The sequence below is a fragment of the Streptomyces sp. NPDC090088 genome (assembly GCF_044747345.1).
In the GTDB taxonomy this organism is placed as follows: domain Bacteria; phylum Actinomycetota; class Actinomycetes; order Streptomycetales; family Streptomycetaceae; genus Streptomyces.
In genome coordinates, this window is record NZ_JBIVDZ010000013.1 from 1 (window position 1) to 21479 (window position 21479).

Sequence of the window (21479 nt, forward strand, 5' to 3'; positions counted from 1 at the left end):
CCGCTACGAGCGCAAGCCGGAACACTTCCTCGCCTTCACCGCCATCGCCGCGACCCTCATATGTCACCGCCGACTCACCAAATGAAATGGCGTCTAAAACAGCCAACACAATGCGACGGACGGCCATCAGAGCCACCTGCCCTGCACGAGAGTGAGCAGTCTCTCGACGATGTGTGGTGCCCTGGTCCGTCTTCGAGCGGTCTGAACCGATCGGTTCGTGGGCTGGGCGAGCGGCACAGCGTCAGGGCCGCCTGGGTCTGTATGCCTGGTCGTCAACTGCGGTTAGAAGCAGGGAGGTTGCCTTACCCGGCAGCGTGTAGTGTCCCGTTGCGTGCTGGCTGAACAACGACACCAACTCATCCTGCGGTCCCTGCGTTCCGGCGGCACTGCCTCCGTGACCGACCTCGCCGAGCAGCTTGACGCCAGCGCGGCAACTATCCGCCGGGACCTCCTCAAACTGGAGGCGGACGGGCTGATCACCCGCGTCCACGGCGGAGCAGTGATCGAGGATGGTCAACCGCCCTTCAACGAGGCCGCCGAAGTTCAGGTGGCGGAGAAGGACGCCATTGCCGCCCGAGCAGCCGCATTGGTCGAGGACGGCCAGTCGGTCATTCTCGACAGTGGCACAACGGTCCACCGGCTGGCACTTCAGCTGCGCGGTCGCCGGATCACCGTGATCACCAACAACCTCGCTGTGTATGACGAACTCATCAGTGACGAGAACGTCGACCTGATGTTGCTGGGGGGCATGGTCGTCCGTGAGTCACGCATGCTGGACGGCTTCATGGCCGAGGACAACCTCCGCCAGGTTCACGCAGACTGGCTCTTCATGGGTGCTTGCGGCCTCCGGCCCGGGGGCCAGGTCATGGACACCACCGTGGCCGAGGTGCCCGCCCGCCGAGCCATGATCGCCGCTGGCGACAAGGTGGTGCTCTTGGCCGACAAGACCAAGTTCCCCGGAACCGGCATGGTGAAGATTTGCGGTCCCGAGGACCTGGACATAATCATCACGAACGCATCCAAAGACGACGCGACCTGTGTGGCCCTGCGGGAAGCCGGTGTAAGGGTGGTGCTGACGGCTTCGGCCACAATCGACGGCTGACAAGCAAGGAACAGCACTGGTCCTAGTGGACCAGCCGACCGCCGGAGGTCGCGAGGGAATTGGGCTGCCTGGTCGCCTACCTGTCCGGTGAGTTGGCGAGAAGGACGACTCGATCGGCCTCGACGTCGAAGCCGAGGACCGGATGGCCGTAGTCGCCTTCCGGGTCCATCAGCACCGGTTTGCCCAGCCGCCGCCCGATCTCCCGAAGGAAGTCGCAGAACACATCGAGTCGGTCCTGGCCCTGCAACTCCCGCAGGTCGACATCGAAGTCGACATCGTCATCGGCCTGGAAGCGGAAGATCACCAGCACATCGGCCGTCGGCCAGACCCGCAGCTCCGGGAACTCGGTACCCGCCGGACGGGACAGCACGGTCTCCGCCCGAGGGACCGCAAGCACCGTTTGTCCTTCGGAGTACTGGCACGTCCAGCCCTTCTCCGTGACGAGGTCGAGGACCTCCTGCCAGTCCTCCACCGAGGTGTTCGGGACCCGCACGTCCGGCAACGACCCCACCAGGTCAAGGTCGAAGAAGCACTTCACGTCATCCCACAACAGGTCGGCCACCCCGCCATGCTGCCGGGCTCATCGGCTCACCGCACTCCCGTTTCCCCTTGGCCCAAGGCACAGGGGCCCGTTGCCGCCGGGCGTCGGCCGATCAGTCGAGACCGAACGTCCGGACGTCGGCGGGCAGGGCGGGGGGCGGCCCGTTGGGCTCGGGGTGCCAGTCCCGCCAGTGCGCCCCGGCCGCGAACGGTCCGCCGCGTTCCTCAACCATCGCCACCGCCTGCCGGCGGGCTTCTTCGACTGCCCGATGATCGGCGTCGTTCACCACGCCGAGCCGACGGCCGTGGGCGTACTCGCCCTCGTCCTTCCACTCCCACCGCGACAGGTCAGGCGCTACGACCAGATCCAGGAGGAGGTCGAAGGTGTCGAAGCCCAGGGCCGTGCGGTGCATCGGCCGCTGGAAGTTGACGTACCAGTGAGTCAGCCGATGGCCGTCCGAGGCGTCGTAGAACGCGTTCACGCTGAACCATGCCCCCGGCGGGACCCACTGCAGATGCGCCGTGTCGCGCCAGGACCAGTGCCCGAGCCGCCACGAACCACGGGCGAGGTTCGGCAGGGCCTGAAACCTCAGTTCGTCGTCGCCGGTCAGCAGCCACTCGATCCAGGTCGTCGGAGCCAGAACCTCCGCGCCGGGAACGCACCCCACGACAAGCGCCTCAGCCCCGTCCTCAACGACGTGGAACGCCTGCGCGCTCCACACCTTCTGACGGAACACATCGCGTCGAACAGCGGTCTCACCCGGCCGGAACCGTCGCATGGAGCACCCCCGGCCATCATGACGCGCAACGCGGTCGCGGAGGTTGCGCGTCGGACCCTTCGCTGCCCCATGCACGATCGTTCCAAGACCGAGTACGTCGCGTCCTGCCGCTGCCGCCGGCGCCGGGCCGAATGCGCGGCCGGGAGTGAGCCGCGCTCACGCGGTGGCGACGGCCGTCGCGGCGTGTACGACCGTCAGGAGCGAGGCACCCGCGATCATCGTCCATTTCCGCGTGGCGATCCCGATGGCGGCGTCGCCCACCTGGGCCGCGGCCGCCGCGGACAGAATGAGTGAACTGGCCGGCCCCGACCACGCGAGCGGTGCGACGAGGGCAGCCACCCCCAGTGGCACTCCCCTGGTCGCGTACATCCAGCCGTAGAAGCGTTCCCCGGCACTCGGCGTGCCGCTGTCGCTCAGCGCCGCCGGGCGCGCACCTCCCACGAGCGCGAAGGCGATGGCGGCGACAGCCGCGACGGCGTTGGCCGCAAGCAGGGCGTTCACGAGGCGTAGTCGGTCGACGGTTCGGTGCCGTACTTCGTCCAGACCGCCGCGATGGAGTCGTGCGACAACGGCTGCCCGGAGTCGACCATCGCCTTGAGGTCGCGGAAGTACTGCACGTACAGGTCCGGGGTGAAGGTGTTGAGCATGACCGCCGTTTCGTCGCTCACGTTGGCGAAGGTGTGCGGTGCGCCCGGCGGGACCATGACCCACGTGCCGGTTCCGGCGTCGTAGTCCTCCTGCCCGACGGTGAAACGCACGCGGCCCGACAGTACGTAGAAGCCTTCGTCGTGCTGTGCGTGGCGGTGTTGCGGAGGACCCGGGGTGTGCGGCGGGATCGTGATCTCGCCCATTCCCAGCCGGTGTTCGGTGTTGCTGCCGTCTTCGAGGATCCGGATCGTCGAGGGCCCGCTGGCGATTAACTCGCCCTCGCCGGGACCGATGATCGACACCTTGGCCATGAAGCCTCCCTGCCTGGTGGTTGCGAACACCAGGACCATATGATCAGTGGCGATCCGCATGCAAGTCCACTCTCAAAAAAAGAGTGTGCTCTCATAGCGATGGTGATCCCGCCGGTATGCTCTCGGTCGGCAGGAAAGGACGATCATGGTCGAGCGGAGTGGCCCGCACGGGCTCAGCAGTCAGATGGAACGCACCAGGTCGGCGATCGTGGCGGCGGCCCGCGACCTCGCCGATACCGGGGCGGAGATCACGATGCCGAAGGTCGCGGCCGGGGCGCGGGTCTCGGAAGCGACCGCCTACCGCTACTTTCCCGACCTCCTCTCGCTCCTGCGTGCCGCGGTGATGTCGGAGGATCTGGTCGCGGTCCTGCGCTCGGCGACACGCAGCGACGACCCCGTCGAACGGATCGGTCAGGCCGCGGAGATCCTGGGCCGGGCGGTGCTGCGGCGGCAGGGCGCCGTCCGGGTGGTCGTCGCCTCGACCATCGCGAAACCCTCGACGGCCAAGGACCGTCCCGCGCACCGCTTCGGACTCATCGAGCATGCTCTCGCCCCCTGGATCGAAAGGTCCGGCTCCGCAGGACGCTCGGACGTGGAACAACTGGTGCGTGGGCTCGCCCTGGTGATCAGCGCCGAGTCGCTGTTCGCTCTGATCGACCTCTGTGACCTGGCTCCCGACGACGCGATCGCCGGCCTGGTGACCACGGCACGGCAGATGACCGCAGCAGCGGTCGCGGCAGCGGTCGCGACCCCCGCCGCCGACTGAACCCCCGGCGCCCGCCGCTCACACGCCCCCGTCACACGCCCCCGGCGACCGCGACGCCCAGCCCGCACAGCACCACGCCGGTGACGATGTTCAGGGTGCGGCGGACCGCCGGGCGGGACACCAGGGCCCGGCCGCGGCCGACGGCCCAGGTGAAGAGGAGGTACCAGCAGACCTGGACGACGGCCCAGAGGACGCCCAGCGCGATGCTGCTCAGCAGGACGGGACCGTGCGGGGAGACGAACTGCGGGAGCACCGAGACGGCGAAGACTCCGGCCTTCGGGTTGCCCAGCGTCGTCCCAAGGCCGGCGCCGTACGCACCCCAGAGCCCGCTGGGGCCGACGGCCGCGGCCCCCGTGGCGCTCACGGAGGAGGTGTCGGCAGCGGCCTGCCGGGCCGCCGCCCTGAGGGTGCTGACCCCGAGCGCGAGCAGCACCGCCCCGCCCGCGAGTCGGACCGCCAGATAGGCGTGCGGGTTGGCGAGAAGGACGGCGGAGAGGCCCACCGCGGCGGCGGTCGACCAGACCAGCAGTCCGGTCGCGTTGCCCGCGACGGTGGCCCGGGCTGGGCGGGGGCCGAACTCCAGGGTCTGGCGGATCATGAGCGCCTGCCCGGCGCCCGGGAGCACGGCCAGCAGCCAGGTGGTGATCACGAACAGGGGCAGATGGGTGGGCACGGTGCCGCTGACCTTCTTCCTGGGGTGGGAGGCGATCCACCACCAGGCTGGCGCGGGGCACGTGTGAAGAGAAGTTAGGGATCTATCGGTCAGCATTAAGATGATTTAGTGACGATGACCTCGGATCCGGGCCAGCTGCGGCTGCTCGCCCTCATCGACCGCCATGGCTCGCTCACCGGCGCCGCGCACGCGCTGGGTGTCACTCCGGCGGCCGTGACCCAGCAGGTGGCCCGGGCGGAACGAGACTGGAACGCGCCGCTGGTGGTGCGCGGGCCGCGCGGGGCGTCGCTCACCGCGGCCGGGGCGCTGCTCGCGGAGCACGGGCGGATCATCGACGAGCAGACCGACCGGGCCGGCGAGCGGCTCGCCGCGCTCCTCGGTCATCTGTCGCTGCGGCTGCGGGTCGGCGCCTTCCTGGCCGCCGCGCTGCATCTGCTCCCGCCCGCCCTGACCGCGCTGCGCCACCGGTATCCGAAGGCGGACGTGTCGGTGGAGGACCTGCTGTCCGACCGCGGTGTCGAGCGGGTCGCGGCGGGCGAGCTCGACGTCGCGGTGATCGCCTCCTGGGCCCTGCCCCCGGAGCCGCTCCCGAACGTCGCCGTCCACACCCTGCTGCGCGACCCCATGGTGATCGTGCTGCCCGACCACCACCCGCTGGTCACCGGCTCCCCCGACGGCACACCGCTGCGCCTTGAGCAGCTCCGCGACGAGTCCTGGGTGACGATCCTGGCCGGGCACGCCGCCCGCGAGCAGCTCGACCGGGCGGCGGGCGGAGCCGGGTTCACGCCCAGGATCCGCTTCCAGACGGCGTCGTACGACCTCGCCCAGGCGCTGGTCAGCACCGGTTACGGCGTGGCGCTCGTCTCCCGGCTGGCCCTCACCCGGGTCCCCGGGACCACGCACCGCCCGATCGCCGAGCCGCCGCTCCACCGCGATCTGCACGCCGTGACCCGCTCCGACACCGCGCTCACCCCGCTGGCGGACGTCTTCTGCGCCCTGCTGCTGGACGTGGCGGCCGAGCTGAAGGACGCCTGGCCGTCACAGGGATGAGGCCGCCACCAGGCTGAGGCCTCACAAGGGTGAGCGGGCGACCGTCATGACGTAGGCCCCGAACAGCAGCGAGACCGCGGTGAGGGCGCCGACGACGAGGACCGCCTGCGCCGGCCGCGCCCGGCGGCTCCTGACCAGGGCCCGGGCCAGCGGGATCAGCAGGGGGAAGGCGGGGAGCAGGAAGCGGGGCTTGGAGGAGAAGTCGCCCGAGCCGCCCACGACGACCAGGACCAGGACCCCCGCGAAGACCACCAGGACCAGCGGGGCCCGGTCCAGGCACAGCAGGCAGAAGAGCAGTACGCCCGCAGCGACGACCGCCAGGTCCACGGTGTGGACGAAGGCGCCGCCGCGCAGCAGCAGCCCCTTGAGGAAACGCAGGGACCCGGCGCCGAAGTCGAAGCGGGAGCTCCAGGCGCGCTGCACCTCGAAGTAGCCGCCGAGCAGGTCCCCGGTGCGGTGTCCCACCCACAGGACGTAGCCGAGCCAGCCGAGCGGGGCCAGCAGGCACCCCGCCCACAGTTCCACGGGGACGCGGCCCCGTCGTCGTACCGCTTCGTACCCGCCCGCGACCACGACGGCCGCCGCGACCGCGAAGCCGCTCGGGCGGGACAGACCGGCCAGGGCGGCCAGGGAACCGGCCCACAGCCAGCGGCCCTTGAGCACGCAGTACAGGGACCAGGCGGCGAGGGCGGAGAAGAGGGACTCGGTGTAGCCGATGGTGAGTTCGACCGACTGGGGCAGGACCGCCCACAGCACGACCAGCGCGGTGGCGACGGCGCCGCCGTACAGGTGGTCGCCGATCCGGTGGATGCCCCAGGCCGCCACCGCGGCGGCGGCCGCGGCGACCAGGAAGGCGGCCTGGCCGGGGGTGAGGAGCAGCACGGTCGTCAGGGCACGGACGAGTCCGGGGTAGAGCGGGAAGAACGCCCAGTCGGTCTGTACGGCTCCCTGGCGGGTGATCTCGATGAGGTGCCCGTAGCCGTGGGCGGCGATGTGCTGGTACCAGCGGGCGTCCCAGGCGTGCGCCAGGTCCCTGACCAGGGGGCGTCCGGTGAAGTGGTTCGCCGCGACGACGGCGGCGACTCCGGCGAGCCGGACGGCCGTGAAGAGCGCCAGGGCGCGCGCCGGGCCGGACGGGGTGCGGCGGAGGGCCGGGGGGTGGGCGGGACCGAGCTGCGCGGCGGATCCGGGCCGCGGGACGGATGACGTGCTCACGCTCCGACGATCGGCAGCGGCCCGCGGCGGCGCAACGCGTCACGGAGGTTTCTTACGGTCTTCCGCACCCGTTCAGACCCGGGCGACCCGCATCACACGGAGACCCCCTTGATCGATCATTCCCCTGTCGGTTTACCATATGAGCGCCACCCAGCTCGATCGAGAGATGCAGGTCTGTGACTGTCAACGAGGACTCGTTCACCAACTGGAAGAACCGTGAGGAGATCGCGGAGTCGATGATCCCGATCATCGGGAAGCTGCACCGGGAGCGGGACGTGACGGTCCTCCTCCACAGCCGCTCCCTGGTGAACAAGTCGGTGGTCAGCATCCTCAAGACCCACCGCTTCGCCCGCCAGATCGACGGCGCCGAGCTCTCGGTCACCGAGACGATGCCCTTCCTCCGGGCGCTCACCACGCTCGACCTCGGCCCGTCCCAGATCGACATCGGCATGCTCGCGGCCACCCACAAGGCCGACGACCGGGGCCTGAGCGTCGAGGCCTTCACCGCGGAGGCGGTCGCCGGGGCCACCGGCGCCAACAAGATCGAGCAGCGGGAACCGCGGGACGTCGTCCTGTACGGCTTCGGCCGCATCGGCCGTCTGGTCGCCCGGCTGCTCATCGAGAAGTCCGGCTCCGGCAACGGCCTGCGGCTGCGCGCCATCGTGGTGCGCGGGGCCGGCGGCGAGGACATCGTCAAGCGCGCCTCGCTGCTGCGCCGGGACTCCATCCACGGCCAGTTCCAGGGCACGATCACCGTGGACGAGGAGAACAGCACGATCCTCGCCAACGGCAACGAGATCAAGGTGATCTACGCCGACGACCCGTCCGCCGTGGACTACACGGAGTACGGCATCCGGGACGCCATCCTCATCGACAACACGGGCAAGTGGCGGGACCGCGAGGGTCTGTCCAAGCACCTGCGCCCCGGTATCGAGAAGGTCGTGCTGACCGCGCCGGGCAAGGGCGACGTCCCGAACATCGTGCACGGCGTCAACCACGACACCGTCAAGCCGGACGAGCAGATCCTGTCCTGCGCGTCCTGCACCACCAACGCGATCGTGCCGCCGCTGAAGGCGATGGCCGACGAGTACGGGGTGCTGCGCGGGCACGTGGAGACGGTGCACTCGTTCACCAACGACCAGAACCTGCTGGACAATTACCACAAGTCGGAGCGTCGCGGCCGGTCCGCGCCGCTCAACATGGTGATCACCGAGACGGGTGCCGCCTCCGCCGTCGCGAAGGCGCTGCCCGACCTGAAGGCGCGGATCACCGGCAGCTCGATCCGGGTCCCGGTGCCGGACGTGTCGATCGCGATCCTCAACCTCCAGCTGGCCCGCGAGGCCTCCCGCGAGGAGGTCCTCGACTACCTCCGCGAGGTGTCGCTGACCTCGCCGCTCAAGCGCCAGATCGACTTCATCACCGCCCCGGACGCGGTCTCCAGCGACTTCATCGGCTCGCGCCACGCGTCGATCGTCGACGCCGGCGCGCTGAAGGTGGAGGGCGACAACGCGATCCTCTACCTCTGGTACGACAACGAGTTCGGCTACTCCTGCCAGGTGGTCCGGGTCGTCCAGCACGTCTCGGGCGTGGAGTACCCGACGTTCCCCTCCCCGGCGGTCTGACCCTCCCCGCCTCCGACGGCCCGGCCCCCTGCGACCGCAGGGGGCCGGGCCGTCCGCGCTCTTGACGCGGCCACGGTCCGATGGCAGTTTTTTATCGATACAACCGGAGTCACGAACGCCGTTCTGTATATCGAACAACCCTAGGCCTGGACAGGAGTACCCGCGTGCCCACCGCCACCGCGATCATCAACCTCGACATCGAGGGCCCGACGATCAGCCGCCATCTCTACGGCCACTTCGCCGAGCATCTCGGCCGCTGCGTCTACGGCGGTTTCTGGGTCGGCGAGGACTCCCCGATACCCAACGAAGGAGGCATCCGCCTCGACGTCGTGGCGGCCCTGCGCGCCCTGGACATCCCCAATCTCCGCTGGCCGGGCGGCTGTTTCGCCGACGAGTACCACTGGCGGGACGGCATCGGACCGCGCGAGCAGCGGCCCCGGATGGTCAACACCCACTGGGGCAACGTCGAGGAGAACAACCACTTCGGCACCCACGAGTTCATGGCCCTGTGCGAGCTGCTGGGCGCGGAGCCCTACATCAGCGGCAACGTCGGCTCCGGGACCGTCCGCGAGATGAGCGAGTGGGTGGAGTACCTCACCCGGGACGGCGACAGCCCGATGGTGCGGCTGCGCAAGGAGAACGGGCGCGAGGAGCCCTGGCGGGTGAAGTACTGGGGCATCGGCAACGAGACCTGGGGCTGCGGCGGCAACATGCGCGCCGAGTACTCCGCCGACCTGGCCCGCCAGTACGCCACCTACTGCCGGGACCACGGCGACAACAAGCTCTACCGGATCGCCTCGGGCGCCTCGGACGCCGACTACAAGTGGACCGAGACCCTGATGCAGCAGATCAGCTGCTTCGGCTGCGAGGCCACCCCGAAGAACTTCTTCCAGGGCCTCTCGGTGCACTACTACACCCTCGCGGGCCCCTGGGAGGCCAAGGGCAGCGCCACCGACTTCGACACCGACGACTACTACCGCACCCTGCTGTCGGCCCGCCGTATCGACCGCATCCTCACCGGCCACTCCACGGTCATGGACGTCTACGACCCGGGCCGCACGGTCGGCCTCGTCCTGGACGAGTGGGGCACCTGGTGGGACGTGGAGCCCGGCACCAACCCCGGCTTCCTCTTCCAGCAGAACACCCTGCGCGACGCGCTGGTGGCGAGCACCCACTTCGACATCTTCCACAAGCACGCCGCCCGCCTGCACATGGCCAACATCGCCCAGACGGTCAACGTCCTCCAGGCGATGATCCTCACCGACGGCGACGCACTCGTCCTGACCCCGAGCTACCACGTCTTCGAGATGAACAAGGGCCACCAGGACGCCACCTCGCTCACCGTGCACCTCAACGGCGAGGGCGCCCGGCGCCGGGCCGGGGACGGGGAGCTGGAGACGCTGTCCGCCTCCGCCAGCGTCAAGGACGGCCAGGTGCTGGTCTCGGTGAGCAACCTGGACGCCGAGGAACCCGCCGAGGTCACCCTCGACCTGCGCGGCGGCACCCTCGGGACGCCGGCCGCGCGCATCCTCACGGCCGACAGGCTCCAGGCCCACAACACCCCCGAGGCGTCGACGACGGTCGCGCCGCGGCCGTTCGACGGCCTGGCGGTGACCCCCGGCGGACTGCGGCTCACCCTCCCGCCGCACTCGTTCGTCACCGTCCAGGCCCCGCTGAACCAGCGCTGACCGGAAGGAGTGCGCACATGACCCGATCCCCGCGCCCGCTGCCCGCCCGGAAGCTGCGCCCGCCGATGGGCTGGAACAGCTGGGACTGCTACGGCACCACCGTCACCGAGGACGAGGTCCTCGCCAACGCGGAGTTCATGAGCGAGCACCTGCTCCCGCACGGCTGGGACACCGTCGTGGTGGACATCCAGTGGTACGAACCCACCGCGCGCTCCCACGGCTACAACCCGGACGCGCCGCTCGTCCTGGACGGCCACGGCCGCCAGCTCCCGGCGCCCAACAGGTTCCCCTCCGCCACGGCCGGGGCCGGGTTCGGGCCGCTGGCCGCGCGGGTGCACGCCATGGGCCTGCGGTTCGGGCTGCACATCATGCGCGGCATCCCCCGGCGGGCCGTGGCGGCCGAACTGCCCGTGCTAGGCACGGAGTTCACCGCCGACCAGGTCGCCGACACCGACTCCGTCTGCCCCTGGAACTCCGACAACTACGGCCTGAACCACGACCATCCCGGCGCCCAGGCGTACTACGACGCGCAGGTCGCCCAGTTCGCCGCATGGGGCGTGGACTTCGTCAAGGCCGACGACATGCTCTTCCCGTACCACGAGCGGGAGATCGCCGCCTACGCACGGGCGATCGAGCGCAGCGGGCGCCCGATCGAGCTGAGCCTCTCCCCCGGCACCGACATGTCGGTCGCCCGCCTGGACCATCTGCGGGAGCACGCCACCATGTGGCGGGTCTGCGACGACCTGTGGGACCGCTGGGAGGACGTCGAGGCGCAGTTCGCGCGCATGGCCCGCTGGGCCCCCTGGCAGGACGGCCCCGGCTGGGCGGACGCCGACATGCTGCCGCTGGGCCACATCGGCATCCGCGCGGAGCGGGGCGCGGACCGGCAGTCCGCCCTCACCCATGCCGAGCAGACCAGCCTCCTCACCCTCTGGCTGATCTCCCGCTCGCCGCTGATGATGGGCGGCGACCTGCCCACCTCACCGCCCGAGACCATCGCCCTGCTCAGCAACGACGAGGCGCTCGACGTCCTGTGGCACAGCACCGGCAACCGGGAGGTGCTGCGCGAACGGGACCTGGTGCTGTGGACCGCCCGGGACACCGACGGGCGCACCCGGTACGCGGCGGTGTTCTCGCTCGCGGACCAGGCGCGCCGCTTCGAGGTGCCGCTGGGGTCGGTCGGGGCCCTGCCCGGCGACCGGGTCCGGGAGCTGTGGACCCACGCCGACACCGCCCACGACGGCCGGCGGCTGGTCGTCGAACTGCCCCCGCACGGCGCCGCCCTCTATCGTCTTGCGGAGGCCGGCGGGGAGGACAGCGGACGGGAGTGAGCGTGGCGACCATCCAGGACGTGGCGAAGGCGGCCGGGGTGTCGGCGATGACCGTCTCCAACGTGATCAACGGCCACCCCAACGTCCGCCCGGCCACCCGGGACCGCGTCCTGGCGGCCATCACCCGGCTCGACTACCGGGTCAACGTCGCCGCCCGCAACCTGCGCAAGGGCCGTACCGGGACCATCGGTCTGGCGGTCCCCGAGATCAACCGCCCGTACTACGGCCGGCTGGCCGCCTCGATCATCGCGGCGGCCGACCGGCACGGCCTCCGGGTGAGCATCGAGCAGACCGGTGCCCGCCGCGAGAGCGAGCTGGCGGCTCTGTCGCTGTCCCGCAACCGGCTCTACGACGGCCTCATCCTCGCCACCGTGGGGATGGGGCCGGCCGATGCCGAGGCGCTGGACGTCGACCATCCGGTGGTGATCCTGGGCGAGCGGATCTTCGGCGGTCCCGTCGACCACGTCGCCATGCCGAACGAGGCCGCGTCGGAGGCGGCGACCCGTCATCTCGTCGAGCGGGGCTGCCGGCGGATCGCGATCGTGTGCGGGCGGCTCGGCGGCGAGGCCGGTGTGTCGACCCTGCGGCACACCGGGTACCTGCGGGCGCTGGCCGCCGCGGGCCTGCCGGCGGATCCGGAGCTGGTCGTGACCGCCGAGTCGCTCACCATGCAAGGGGGCGCCCGTGCCCTCCGGGACAGGCTGGCGGACGGCCTCGACGCCGACGGGGTGTTCTGTGTGACGGACTCGGTGGCCATGGGGGTGCTGCGCGCGCTCGCCGACGCCGGGATCCGGGTGCCGGAGCAGGTCAGGGTGATCGGCTTCGACAACGTCGACGAGAGCGCGTATCTCGTCCCCTCCCTCTCCACCGTCGACCCGGACCACGACCTGATGGCCGAACGCGCGGTCGCCCTGCTGGCGGCGCGCATCGACGGGGCCGGGCCCGGGCCGGAGCGGGAGGAGTTCACCGGTCCCTTCCGCCTGGTGGTGCGGGAGTCGACGGGCGGCTGAACCGGTCGGCCGCCCTGTTACCTCGCCCCCGCCGGCGTCACTCCGCCGCGGTGCGTGACCGTACCCGCATCACGAGGGTGCGCGGCCGGACCGTGGCCCGGGCCACCGGCCGGACGGTCCGGCCGGGGTCGAGCTCCAGGCGGACCCGCCGGAGCAGGGTCGCCAGGGCGGTGATCAGCTCGGTGACGGCGAACCGGTCGCCGATGCACTTGTGCCGGCCCGCGCCCCAGGGCAGGAACGCGCCCGGCGGCAGGCTCCGTTCGCCGTCCAGCCAGCGGTCCGGGTCGAAGGCCAGGGGGTCGGGGAAGAACGCGGGGTCGCGGTGCAGGGCGTGCTGGCAGTAGGCGAGTTCGGTGCCGGGCGGCAGGGTCCAGTCGCCCAGCCGGGTCTCGGTCATCGTCCGGCGGGTGACCAGCCAGCCGGTGTGGTGCAGCCGCAGCGCCTCCTTGATCACGCGGTCCAGGTAGGGCAGCCGGGTGATGTCCCCGAAGGCCACCGGACGGTCGCCGAGCACCTCGTCGAGTTCGGCCAGGACCCGGGACTCGATCGCGGGGTCGCGGGCGAGCTCGTAGAGGATCCAGGACAGCACGGACGCCGTGGTCTCGGTGCCCGCCACAGCCAGGGTGAGGATCTCCGAGCAGATCTGGTCCTCGGTCAGCGGCTCCCCGGTCGACTCGTCGGTGGCGGCCATCAGCATCGAGAGCATGTCGCCGGTGCCGGTGCCGGTGGCCTGGAGTGCGGCGATGGCTTCGTTGATGGTGGCGCGCGCGTCGTCGCGGGCGCGGTCGAAGCGGCGGTTGAAGGGAAGGGGCAGGCGTTCGAACCAGTCGGGCAGCATGATGCGGACGCCGACCCCGTTCATGACCACGGAGAGGTCGCGCCGCAGCTGAGTAAACGTTTCTGCGTTGATGCTGCCCGAGAACACGGTCTTCACGAGCATGTCGAGGGAGAGCTTGACCATGGCTTCACGGACATCCAGGTCCTCGCCCTCGGTCCACCGGTCCACGGCGGAGTCGGCCTCGCCGCGCATCAGGTCGACATAGCGGGCGATCTCCGCGCGGCCGAAAGCGGGCTGCAGCTGCCGCCGTTTCCGGACATGCTCCGGCCCGGCGACGGTGACCACCGACTCGCCCATCAACTGGCCCATCTTCTCGAAGAACCGGCCCTTGTCCAGGCTCGGTCCCAGGTCGGTGAGCATCGTCCGGATGAGTTCGGGGTCCTGTACGACGATGGTGCGGGTGCCCGGCTGGAGGGTGATCTCGACGAGGGGGCCGTACTTCTCGCGGAGTCCGGCGATGAAGGCGAGGTTGTCCCGGCCGAGTTGTACGGCGTGACCCAGCAGCGGGAGCGAACCCGCCGCCCTGGGTATGGGGGGAGGCGCCACAAGCGTCACGAGTCTCATGTCCCTTCACGGCGATCATGACCTCGCTCATGGCTGCCCATCTCCGGCCATGGCCCAATCTGTGCTGTCCGACACGCGATCACGCGTTCGAAATCAGACGAGGTGGCCGAAGACCACCAGGTTCTCCGTGTAGTCCTTGACGTCGTGGTCGTAGTCGCCGGCGCAGGTGATCAGCCGGACCTCGGGACGGCGGGTGTCCGCGTAGACGCGTTCGCTCGGGAAGTCGTCCTTCGCGAAGGTGTCGGCGCTGTCGACCACGAAGTGGGCGTCGGTGCCGTCGGCTCGGCTCACCGTGAAGCGGTCGCCGGGTTCGAGTTCGTCCAGCCGGACGAAGACGGCCGCCGAGATCTTGGTGTCGACATGGCCCGCGATGATCGCGGTGCCCGCCTCACCGGGAGCCGGTCCCCCGGAGTACCAGCCGACGAGGTTGATGTCGTCGGACGGCGGGGGCTGGAGCTGGCCGGCGGGGCCGAGGGTGAGGTCGGTGAAGGGGGCGTCCACGGAGATCTTCGGGATCACCAGACGCGTCGGAGCGGACCGGGACAGCGCCGTGGCGGTCCCGCGGACACCGGCCGAGGGGGCCGCGTCCGCGCTCTCGGTGGGCGCGGTGCCCGAGCCGTCGGAGGCCTTGCCGTGTCCGCCGAACAGCGCCACGGCCAGCAGCAGCACGGCCACGGCCCACACGGGCAAGCGTCCGCCGCGACGCGGGCCGTCCGGTTCCCCGGTGTTCGGGCTGTCGGGAGGCGCGCCGACGGTGTGCGGGGGGTCGGCGTGCGGGGCGCCGGGGCGCGGGGAGGAGGCGCCAGCTGCCATCGGGGATCACCTTTCTGGGGCACGGCAGCGGGATGGTCGGCAACGGGGGTCGCGGTGCCGTCGGCGTGTCGGACGTCGGCGGCACCGCGGCCCCCGGCTGCGTATGCCCATCAGGACACGGAGCCCGGGACTCTCCTGCGCCGCAGCGCGTAGGCGCCGGTGGCCGCTACGCCGAGGACGGCCAGCCCGCCGGCCGTGACCCCGGGCGTGGCGAGGCCGCCGCCTCCGGTGTGCATGCCGCCGTGCGGCTTGCCGCTCTCCTCGTCGTCACCCCACGAGCCGCCCTGGTCGTCGCCCTTGTCCCCCTTGCCGCCCTGGTCTCCCTTACCGCTCTGGTCTCCCTTGCCGCTCTGGTCTCCTTTACCTCCCTGGTCCTCCTTGCCTCCCTGGTTTCCCTTGCCTCCCTGGCCCTCGTCCTCCTGGTCCTTGTAGGTGTCGGGGTCGAACTTGCTGTCGCTGCTGCTGTAGGAAGAGTCGTCACGGCCTCCGTCGTCCCAGTCACCCGCGACCGCGGCGTGGGCCGCGGGGGCGGCGAACGCGAGGGCGGCGGTGGCGGCCGTCGTCGCGAGGATCATGCGGGCAGAACGCATCTCGATGTCCTTCCGCCGTGGCCGGGCGCCGATACTCCATCAGCTGTAACGACCCGGCTCCGACATGAACCACCGTCAGCCAGGCCCCCGCCCGGCACCATCCCGGCCGCCCATCCGTGGTGACGACACGCCCAACACCGCCCGGCTGGGTCAATCCTCGGGGCGGGCACACCGCCATTCGGGCACGAACGGGCCCGCCGTCGGCGTGTCCGCGGACAGCGGGCCCGCCGCCGCGTCAGTAGCCGACGTAGAAGGTGGCGTCGGCCTGCTCCGTGCTCGTGGAGATGGGGTCGATCCGCAGGACGTAGTTGGAGTGGCGGATGTAGCGGGTCGGGTAGTTGTACGACCGGAACGAGGACCACGAGGAATCGGCGAGGCCGGCCGTACGGTAGAACGTGGCGTCCTGCGCGAAGGACGTGGTGCTGTCGTTGACGTCGAGCTGCAGCTGGTAGTTGTAGTGGCGCAGATAGCGGGTCGGGTAGTTGACCGACTGGAAGGACACGCCGCTGCTGTCGGCGAGGCCCGGGACCAGCTTCCACAGGCCGTCGGTGTACGGGTCGAAGGCGTACTCGTCGATCCGGCCGACGAAGTTGCTGTGCCGGACGTACCGGGCCGGGTAGTTGTACGACTTCAGCCGGTTCCAGGTGGGGGTGGACCACTGGGCGACGAGGTTGGTGTACTCGGTCGAGGTGATCGGCTGGATGCCGCAGTGCTTGGAGTTGAGCGGCTGGGTGTAGGTCTTCTGGTCGAGGGCCGTCCAGGTGCCGGCCGACAGGGCCGAGGTCTGCCAGGCGTAGAACACGCCGTTGGGGTCCCAGGTGTCGCCCCACAGGTACCAGGTGGAGCTGGACGTGAGGGACTTGACCAGTGTCGGGGCCTCGGTTCCGTTGTGCGAGACGGCCGTGCTGAACTCGGTGAAGCTGCCCGGGTCCAGTGAGGTGGAGCGGGCGCCGACGAGCGTGGAGTTCTTCTTGAAGTACAGGTAGTTGACGCCGCTGACACCGACCGCCAGGTCGCCGTCGATGACGTCGTAGCCGGGGTCGAAGAAGACCTGGGGGTCGCCGGCGGTGACGAAGTCACCGGTGTAGTTGATCATGATGACGTTGTGGCCGCTGCTGTTGACCGCGGAGTAGATGACGCCGTACTGACCGCGGCCCGCGTCCCAGAACGCCTCCGGCGCCCAGCTGTGGGTGTCCATGTCGTGCAGCTTCATCCGCCGGTAGCCGGTGAAGCTGCGCAGGTCGGTGGAGTCCCAGACGTGGATGTACTGGCTGACGTAGGTCCAGTCGGTGCCGTTCAGGTCGGTGGCGAGCACCACGAAGGTGCCGTCCTGCTTGCGCAGGATGAACGGGTCGCGCAGGCCGAGGGAGCCGGCCGTGGGGGTGGCGACGGGGTTGTTCTGGTTGAGCGGGGTCCACTGGAGGCCGTCGGTGCTGACGGCCAGGTGCAGGCCGTAGTTGGCGGCCAGCATGTCCGGGGACTCGGTGAAATAGCACATCACGTAGGCCGAGTTGGTGGCGGCCTGTGCGCTTCCGGCGCCGAGGGCCAGGGCACCGGTGGCGGCGAGGGGGACGGTCGCGGTCATGCCGAGGAAGTGGCGGCGCGACAGGGGGGTGCCGTTCATGTGCGCTCCAGACAGGGGGGATTGTCCGAGATATCGGACGCGGTTCGGAAAACCGATCAGAAACTAGAGGGACGCGTGAGGCGCGTCAATCCTTGCGTAACAAGGGAGTTACTCGGATTTCCCACTCTCCACCGCGAGCGTCAGGGTCGCCGGACGCAGTCCGGGGGCCGTCGCTGTGAGCCTCATGTGACCTGGCTGTTTGCCGGGACGCAGGACGGCCAGCGCCCGGCCGTGCCAGGTGTGGTGGCGCGGGCGCCGGAAGCTGTCCACGTTGTGCGGGTTGCCGTTGGCGACCCCGGCCAGCTCACCGGCGCCCCCGACCTCGAACCCGGCCTGGACCGTCGCGTCGGGGACGAGCCGGCCGTGCGCGTCGACGACCTCGACGAGGACATGGGCCAGGTCGTCGCGCCCCGTGGTCAGGGACCGTACGTCGGGGACGAGACGCAGGGCCGCCGGGGCACCGGCCGTGCGCAGGGCCGTCCGGCCGATCTCCCCGCCGTCGCGGAACGCCACGGCCGTCAGCTCGCCCGGCCGGTAGGGCACGGTGAGGGTGGCCATGGCGCGTTCGGGAGCCGCCCGGCCGATCTCCTCGCCGTCGAGCAGGAGCAGGACGCCGTCACCGGGCGTGTAGACGTGCACGGTCATCGGATGGCCGGGATCCACGTCCCAGGTCCAGCCGGCGAGTTCGTCGAAGTAGCCCCACCAGACGGCGACCTGCTCGGTGCCGGGCAGCGTCGGGCGTTCCACCAGGACCTCCACCGGGCTGCGGCCGGTGAGCGCGGCCCGCCAGTGGTTCTGCGGCTTGCGCTGCCCGATGAGGTCCAGGTCGCCGCAGTTGCCCTGGAAGTAGGGGTACGGATAGCCGAAGCCGCCCCAGGAGTGGTGCAGGGTACGGGCCAGGGACCAGCCCGGCATGACACTCTGGTCGCCGATCGAGGCGGCCGTGCCCTCCGGAGCCATCGGCGTCTTGCCGATGCCGGACTCGCCGAGGTAGTCCCAGGCGGCCCACACCCAGTTGCCGACGGCCCAGGCGTGCTCCTCCACGAACCTGGTGTCCTGGTGGATGGTGGCCGGGAAGCCCTCGCTCTGGGTCATCGCCCGCTCCGGGTGGGCGTCGTGCATCGGGCCGTACGTCTTGCCGTTGGCGTTGTAGTGGACGTCCCCGACGTCCACATAGCTCCAGGACGGGTCGTCGGCGCTGAAGGTGGAGCCGCCGCCGAGAGTGAGGGGGCGGGTCGGGTCGAGGGCGCGGACGGCGGCGGCCAGTTGGGCGCCCCTTCGGCCGTTCGTCGTGTCGGTGATCTCGTTGCCCAGGGACCAGATCACCACGCTGGGGTGGTTGCGGTCGCGCAGGACGGTGGCGGTCAGGTCGCGCTCCCACCACTCGGCGAAGTGCAGCGCGTAGTCGTCCGGGTTCTTCCCGGTGTCCCAGACGTCGAAGAACTCGTCCATCACCAGCATGCCGAGCCGGTCGCAGGCGTCGAGAAGGGCGGGGGTCGGCGGGTTGTGGGCGGTGCGCAGGGCGTTGAAGCCGGCCGCCTTGAGGAGTTCGACCCGGCGTTCCTCGGAACGGTCGAGGGCGACGGCGCCCAGCGGCCCGTGGTCGTGGTGGACACAGCCGCCGGTGATCTTGACGGTCTCGCCGTTCAGCCGGAAGCCGACCTCGCCGTTCCAGAGCAGGGAGCGGATGCCGAAGGCGGTGCTGACGGTGTCGACGACCCGGCCGCCGACCAGCACCTCGGCGCGGGCGGTGTAGAGATCGGGCGAGTCCGGGGACCACAGCGCGGCGGAGCGGACGGGCAGGTCGAGGGCGGCCGTGCCGGTGGTGCCGGTGGCGGTGCGCCGGGTCGCGACCGGGTCGCCGTGCGGGTCGAGGACAGTGACGCGCACCTCCGCGGGAGCGCCCTCGACGGTCACCTCCACATGCACCGTCGAGCGCTGGGCACCGACCTCGGGGGTGGTGACATGGACGCCCCACAGGGGGATGCGGACCGGGCCGGTCACGGTGAGCCAGGTGTGGCGGTAGATGCCCGAGCCCGAGTACCAGCGGCTGTTGCGCCCGCTGTTGTCGACCCGGACGGCCAGCAGGTTGGGTCCCGTGCGGTCGAGGTGCGGGCCCAGGTCGTACGCGAAGGAGGTGTAGCCGTAGGGGTGGAACCCGAGGTGGACGCCGTTGAGCCAGACGTCGGCGTTCTGGTAGACGCCGTCGAAGCGCAACTCCGCGTGTTCCGCGTCGAGTTCGAAGTGCTTGCGGTACCAGCCGAGGCCGCCGACGGTGTAGCCGGTCGAGCCGCCGTTCTGGCTGCGCGCGGTGTCGAACGGACCGATCTCCTGCGGGGCCGGGGGCTGGGCCGGGTCCGGGTCCTTGAGGACGAGCAGCGAGGGGTCGCTGGTGGCGGCGCCGTCCGTGGAGCCGGCGTAGGGCAGGTCCTCGATGCTCCAGTCGTGCGGGAGGTCCAGCGTGCGCCAGGCGGTGTCGTCGTACGACGGCTGCTGCGCGCCGTCGGGGTCGCCGCGCAGGAAGAGCCAGCCCGCGTCGAAGGACCGCTCGCGCGGCACCCGGGCAGCGGTGGCCGCCGCCCGCGCCGCCGGCAGGCCGACCTCCAGGGCCGCCGCCGTCGCCGCGGCCAGCCCGAGGGCCTGACGTCGGGTCACTCCGCCGGTGTGCTGTTCGCTCATGGTCGGCTCTCCGTCTCCTGAGAGGAATTCAGCAAAGGGTTTGTTCCTGCAAGTAATATGCAACAAGCTGTCGGGGTCCTTACCGTCGCCTCACGACGCGGAGTCCTGCCATGCCCCGACTCATGCCGGACACCGGCCCGCAGCGCGTCCTCGCCCTCTCCAACCTCGTCTTCACGGTCGGCAGCGGCCTGTATCTGACGGCGGGCGTGCTGTACTTCACCGAGGCCGTGGGGCTGCCCGCCGGACAGGTGGGGCTCGGGCTCGCGGTCGCGGGGCTGGTCTCCCTGGCGCTGGCCGTCGCCGTCGGCCATCTGGCGGACCGGCGCGGGGCGCGCGGTGTGTACGCGGCCACGCTCGTGGCGCAGTCGCTGGCGACGGCCGCGTTCCTGTCGACGGCCGCCTTCTGGCCGTTCGTCCTCGTGGTGTCCGTGGCGAGCGCGGCGAAGGCGGCCGGGACGGCGGCCCGCAGCCCCCTGATCCGGCACTACGGAGGCGACCGCCCGCAGGAGTTCCGCGCCTATCTGCGGGCCGTGACCAACGTCGGCGTCTCCGTCGGCGCGCTGGGCGCCGGCTGGGCGGTCCAGGTCGGCACGGTCACCTCGTACCGGCTCCTGGTCGTCGGACTGTCGGTGTCCTGTGCCGCCGCCGCGCTGGTCCTTCTCGCCCTGCCGCCGGTCACACCCGCTGCCGCCGCCGACGGCCCCCGCCGGGCGGCGCTGCGGGACCGGCCGTATCTCCTGCTGACCGCTCTGGACGGAGTCATGGCGGTGCAGTTCAAGGTGCTGACCGTGGCCGTGCCCCTGTGGCTGATCGGTGCGACGGCCGCGCCGCGCTGGCTCGTCTCGGGCACCATGCTCACCTGCACGGTGATCGTCGTCGCGTTCCAGGTGCGGGCGAGCAGGGGCGTCGACTCGCCGGCGGCCGGCGGGCGCGCTTACCGCCGCGCCGGGATGGCGTTCCTCCTCTCCTGCTCGCTGATCCCGCTGGCCGCCGGGGTGCCCGGCCGGGTGGCGACGGGTGTGCTGCTGGGGGCGGTGGTCGTGCACACGGTCGGCGAGCTGTGGCATGCGGCGGCGGGCTTCGAGGTGTCCTTCGGGCTCGCCCCGGAGCGGGCGACCGGGCAGTACCTCGGCGTCTTCGGGATGGGCGCCGGGCTGGCCGAGGCCTTCGGCCCGGGCCTGCTGATCTGGCTGTGCATCGACCGGGGCCGGCCCGGCTGGTACGTCATGGGCGCGCTGTTCGCCGTCACCGGACTGGCGGCGCCGCCCGCCGTGCGCTGGGCGGAGCGCCGCCGGACGGCCGCCGGACCGGAGCGGGTACCGGTGACGGCCGCGTCCTGAACCCGTCACGCCCCGGCCGGGGTGGGGCGGGCTCGTCCGTTCAGGATCGGGGGCACGGGGTCCTCCGCATGTCGAGGGCGTGGGGCGAGGGAGTCCCGTTCCCCGCCCCACGAGCTGTCGTTCGATATGCCGAAAGCAGTGCGACATGCTGTGCTGAGTTCCACGGTAGGGGACGGACCGGTGATGTCAATGACGCCTCCCGAGCCCCTTCGCCTCTCTCCCTCGACGGCATCGCCTCCCCCGTCCGGACGGGCCGGGTCGTACGGCCGTGCCACCGCGCCTAGCCTCGATCTGAC

19 protein-coding genes are annotated in these 21479 nt (G+C 70.9%); 8 read left to right on the forward strand and 11 right to left on the reverse strand.

Annotation, left to right across the window (positions count from 1 at the left end; translation table 11 throughout):
• Positions 1–331: 331 nt before the first annotated feature.
• Complete coding sequence (locus tag ACIPSJ_RS46355; protein WP_401355473.1) at positions 332–1102, forward strand: DeoR/GlpR family DNA-binding transcription regulator; 771 nt, start codon at positions 332–334, stop codon at positions 1100–1102.
• A 76-nt stretch (positions 1103–1178) separates the two neighbouring features.
• Here ACIPSJ_RS46355 and ACIPSJ_RS46360 read toward each other — a convergent pair whose 3' ends face one another.
• The 4 genes from ACIPSJ_RS46360 to ACIPSJ_RS46375 all read right to left on the reverse strand — a co-directional run bounded on the left by ACIPSJ_RS46360 (position 1179) and on the right by ACIPSJ_RS46375 (position 3380).
• Positions 1179–1664: a hypothetical protein gene (locus ACIPSJ_RS46360; RefSeq protein WP_401355476.1), complete on the reverse strand. Its 486-nt coding sequence runs from the start codon at positions 1662–1664 to the stop codon at positions 1179–1181.
• Positions 1665–1755: 91 nt separating this feature from the next.
• On the reverse strand, positions 1756–2310 hold the full coding sequence (locus tag ACIPSJ_RS46365; protein ID WP_401355479.1) for a DUF402 domain-containing protein: 555 nt from the start codon (positions 2308–2310) through the stop codon (positions 1756–1758).
• Positions 2311–2577: 267 nt separating this feature from the next.
• The gene (locus ACIPSJ_RS46370) at positions 2578–2922 is read right to left on the reverse strand and encodes a hypothetical protein (protein WP_401355481.1); all 345 of its coding nucleotides are present in this window, start codon (positions 2920–2922) and stop codon (positions 2578–2580) included.
• Positions 2919–3380 carry a cupin domain-containing protein gene (locus tag ACIPSJ_RS46375; protein ID WP_401355484.1) on the reverse strand — a complete coding sequence of 154 codons (462 nt, stop codon included), beginning with the start codon at positions 3378–3380 and terminating at the stop codon, positions 2919–2921. The genes ACIPSJ_RS46370 and ACIPSJ_RS46375 overlap by 4 nt, the downstream gene beginning before the upstream one ends.
• Positions 3381–3525: 145 nt before the next feature.
• On the opposite strand from ACIPSJ_RS46375, the gene ACIPSJ_RS46380 reads away from it, so the two are divergent.
• On the forward strand, positions 3526–4146 hold the full coding sequence (locus ACIPSJ_RS46380) for a TetR/AcrR family transcriptional regulator (protein WP_401355487.1): 621 nt from the start codon (positions 3526–3528) through the stop codon (positions 4144–4146).
• A gap of 31 nt (positions 4147–4177) precedes the next feature.
• Here ACIPSJ_RS46380 and ACIPSJ_RS46385 read toward each other — a convergent pair whose 3' ends face one another.
• Positions 4178–4819 (reverse strand): LysE family translocator, encoded by a 642-nt coding sequence (locus ACIPSJ_RS46385; protein WP_401355489.1) that lies wholly within the window; start codon positions 4817–4819, stop codon positions 4178–4180.
• 114 nt (positions 4820–4933) lie between these two features.
• On the opposite strand from ACIPSJ_RS46385, the gene ACIPSJ_RS46390 reads away from it, so the two are divergent.
• The gene (locus tag ACIPSJ_RS46390) at positions 4934–5869 is read left to right on the forward strand and encodes a LysR family transcriptional regulator (RefSeq protein WP_401356021.1); all 936 of its coding nucleotides are present in this window, start codon (positions 4934–4936) and stop codon (positions 5867–5869) included.
• A gap of 21 nt (positions 5870–5890) precedes the next feature.
• On the opposite strand, the gene ACIPSJ_RS46395 is transcribed toward ACIPSJ_RS46390, so the two are convergent.
• Positions 5891–7084, reverse strand: a complete 1194-nt coding sequence (locus ACIPSJ_RS46395; protein WP_401355492.1) for a hypothetical protein — start codon at positions 7082–7084, stop codon at positions 5891–5893.
• Positions 7085–7260: 176 nt separating this feature from the next.
• Between ACIPSJ_RS46395 and ACIPSJ_RS46400 the strand changes: the two genes are divergently transcribed.
• The 4 genes from ACIPSJ_RS46400 (at position 7261) to ACIPSJ_RS46415 (ending at position 12735) form a co-directional block, all read left to right on the forward strand.
• A complete protein-coding gene (locus ACIPSJ_RS46400; protein ID WP_359214677.1) occupies positions 7261–8706 on the forward strand; it encodes a glyceraldehyde-3-phosphate dehydrogenase in 1446 nt (481 codons plus the stop codon).
• 164 nt (positions 8707–8870) lie between these two features.
• Positions 8871–10394 carry an alpha-N-arabinofuranosidase gene (locus ACIPSJ_RS46405; protein WP_401355496.1) on the forward strand — a complete coding sequence of 508 codons (1524 nt, stop codon included), beginning with the start codon at positions 8871–8873 and terminating at the stop codon, positions 10392–10394.
• A gap of 17 nt (positions 10395–10411) precedes the next feature.
• Positions 10412–11725, forward strand: a complete 1314-nt coding sequence (locus ACIPSJ_RS46410) for a glycoside hydrolase family 27 protein (protein WP_401355499.1) — start codon at positions 10412–10414, stop codon at positions 11723–11725.
• A 2-nt stretch (positions 11726–11727) separates the two neighbouring features.
• The gene (locus tag ACIPSJ_RS46415) at positions 11728–12735 is read left to right on the forward strand and encodes a LacI family DNA-binding transcriptional regulator (RefSeq protein ID WP_401355502.1); all 1008 of its coding nucleotides are present in this window, start codon (positions 11728–11730) and stop codon (positions 12733–12735) included.
• Between the two features lie 37 nt (positions 12736–12772).
• On the opposite strand, the gene ACIPSJ_RS46420 is transcribed toward ACIPSJ_RS46415, so the two are convergent.
• The 5 genes from ACIPSJ_RS46420 to ACIPSJ_RS46440 form a co-directional block, all read right to left on the reverse strand.
• On the reverse strand, positions 12773–14137 hold the full coding sequence (locus ACIPSJ_RS46420) for a cytochrome P450 (protein ID WP_401355505.1): 1365 nt from the start codon (positions 14135–14137) through the stop codon (positions 12773–12775).
• A gap of 93 nt (positions 14138–14230) precedes the next feature.
• Positions 14231–14950: a class F sortase gene (locus ACIPSJ_RS46425; RefSeq protein WP_401355508.1), complete on the reverse strand. Its 720-nt coding sequence runs from the start codon at positions 14948–14950 to the stop codon at positions 14231–14233.
• A gap of 110 nt (positions 14951–15060) precedes the next feature.
• Positions 15061–15540 (reverse strand): hypothetical protein, encoded by a 480-nt coding sequence (locus ACIPSJ_RS46430; RefSeq protein ID WP_359214694.1) that lies wholly within the window; start codon positions 15538–15540, stop codon positions 15061–15063.
• Positions 15541–15775: 235 nt separating this feature from the next.
• Entirely contained in the window at positions 15776–17164 is a 1389-nt protein-coding gene (locus tag ACIPSJ_RS46435; protein ID WP_401355510.1) for a glycoside hydrolase family 43 protein, read from the reverse strand.
• Between the two features lie 108 nt (positions 17165–17272).
• The gene (locus ACIPSJ_RS46440; protein ID WP_401355512.1) at positions 17273–19843 is read right to left on the reverse strand and encodes a glycoside hydrolase family 2 TIM barrel-domain containing protein; all 2571 of its coding nucleotides are present in this window, start codon (positions 19841–19843) and stop codon (positions 17273–17275) included.
• A 110-nt stretch (positions 19844–19953) separates the two neighbouring features.
• Between ACIPSJ_RS46440 and ACIPSJ_RS46445 the strand changes: the two genes are divergently transcribed.
• A complete protein-coding gene (locus tag ACIPSJ_RS46445; RefSeq protein WP_401355514.1) occupies positions 19954–21183 on the forward strand; it encodes an MFS transporter in 1230 nt (409 codons plus the stop codon).
• Positions 21184–21479: the final 296 nt, after the last annotated feature.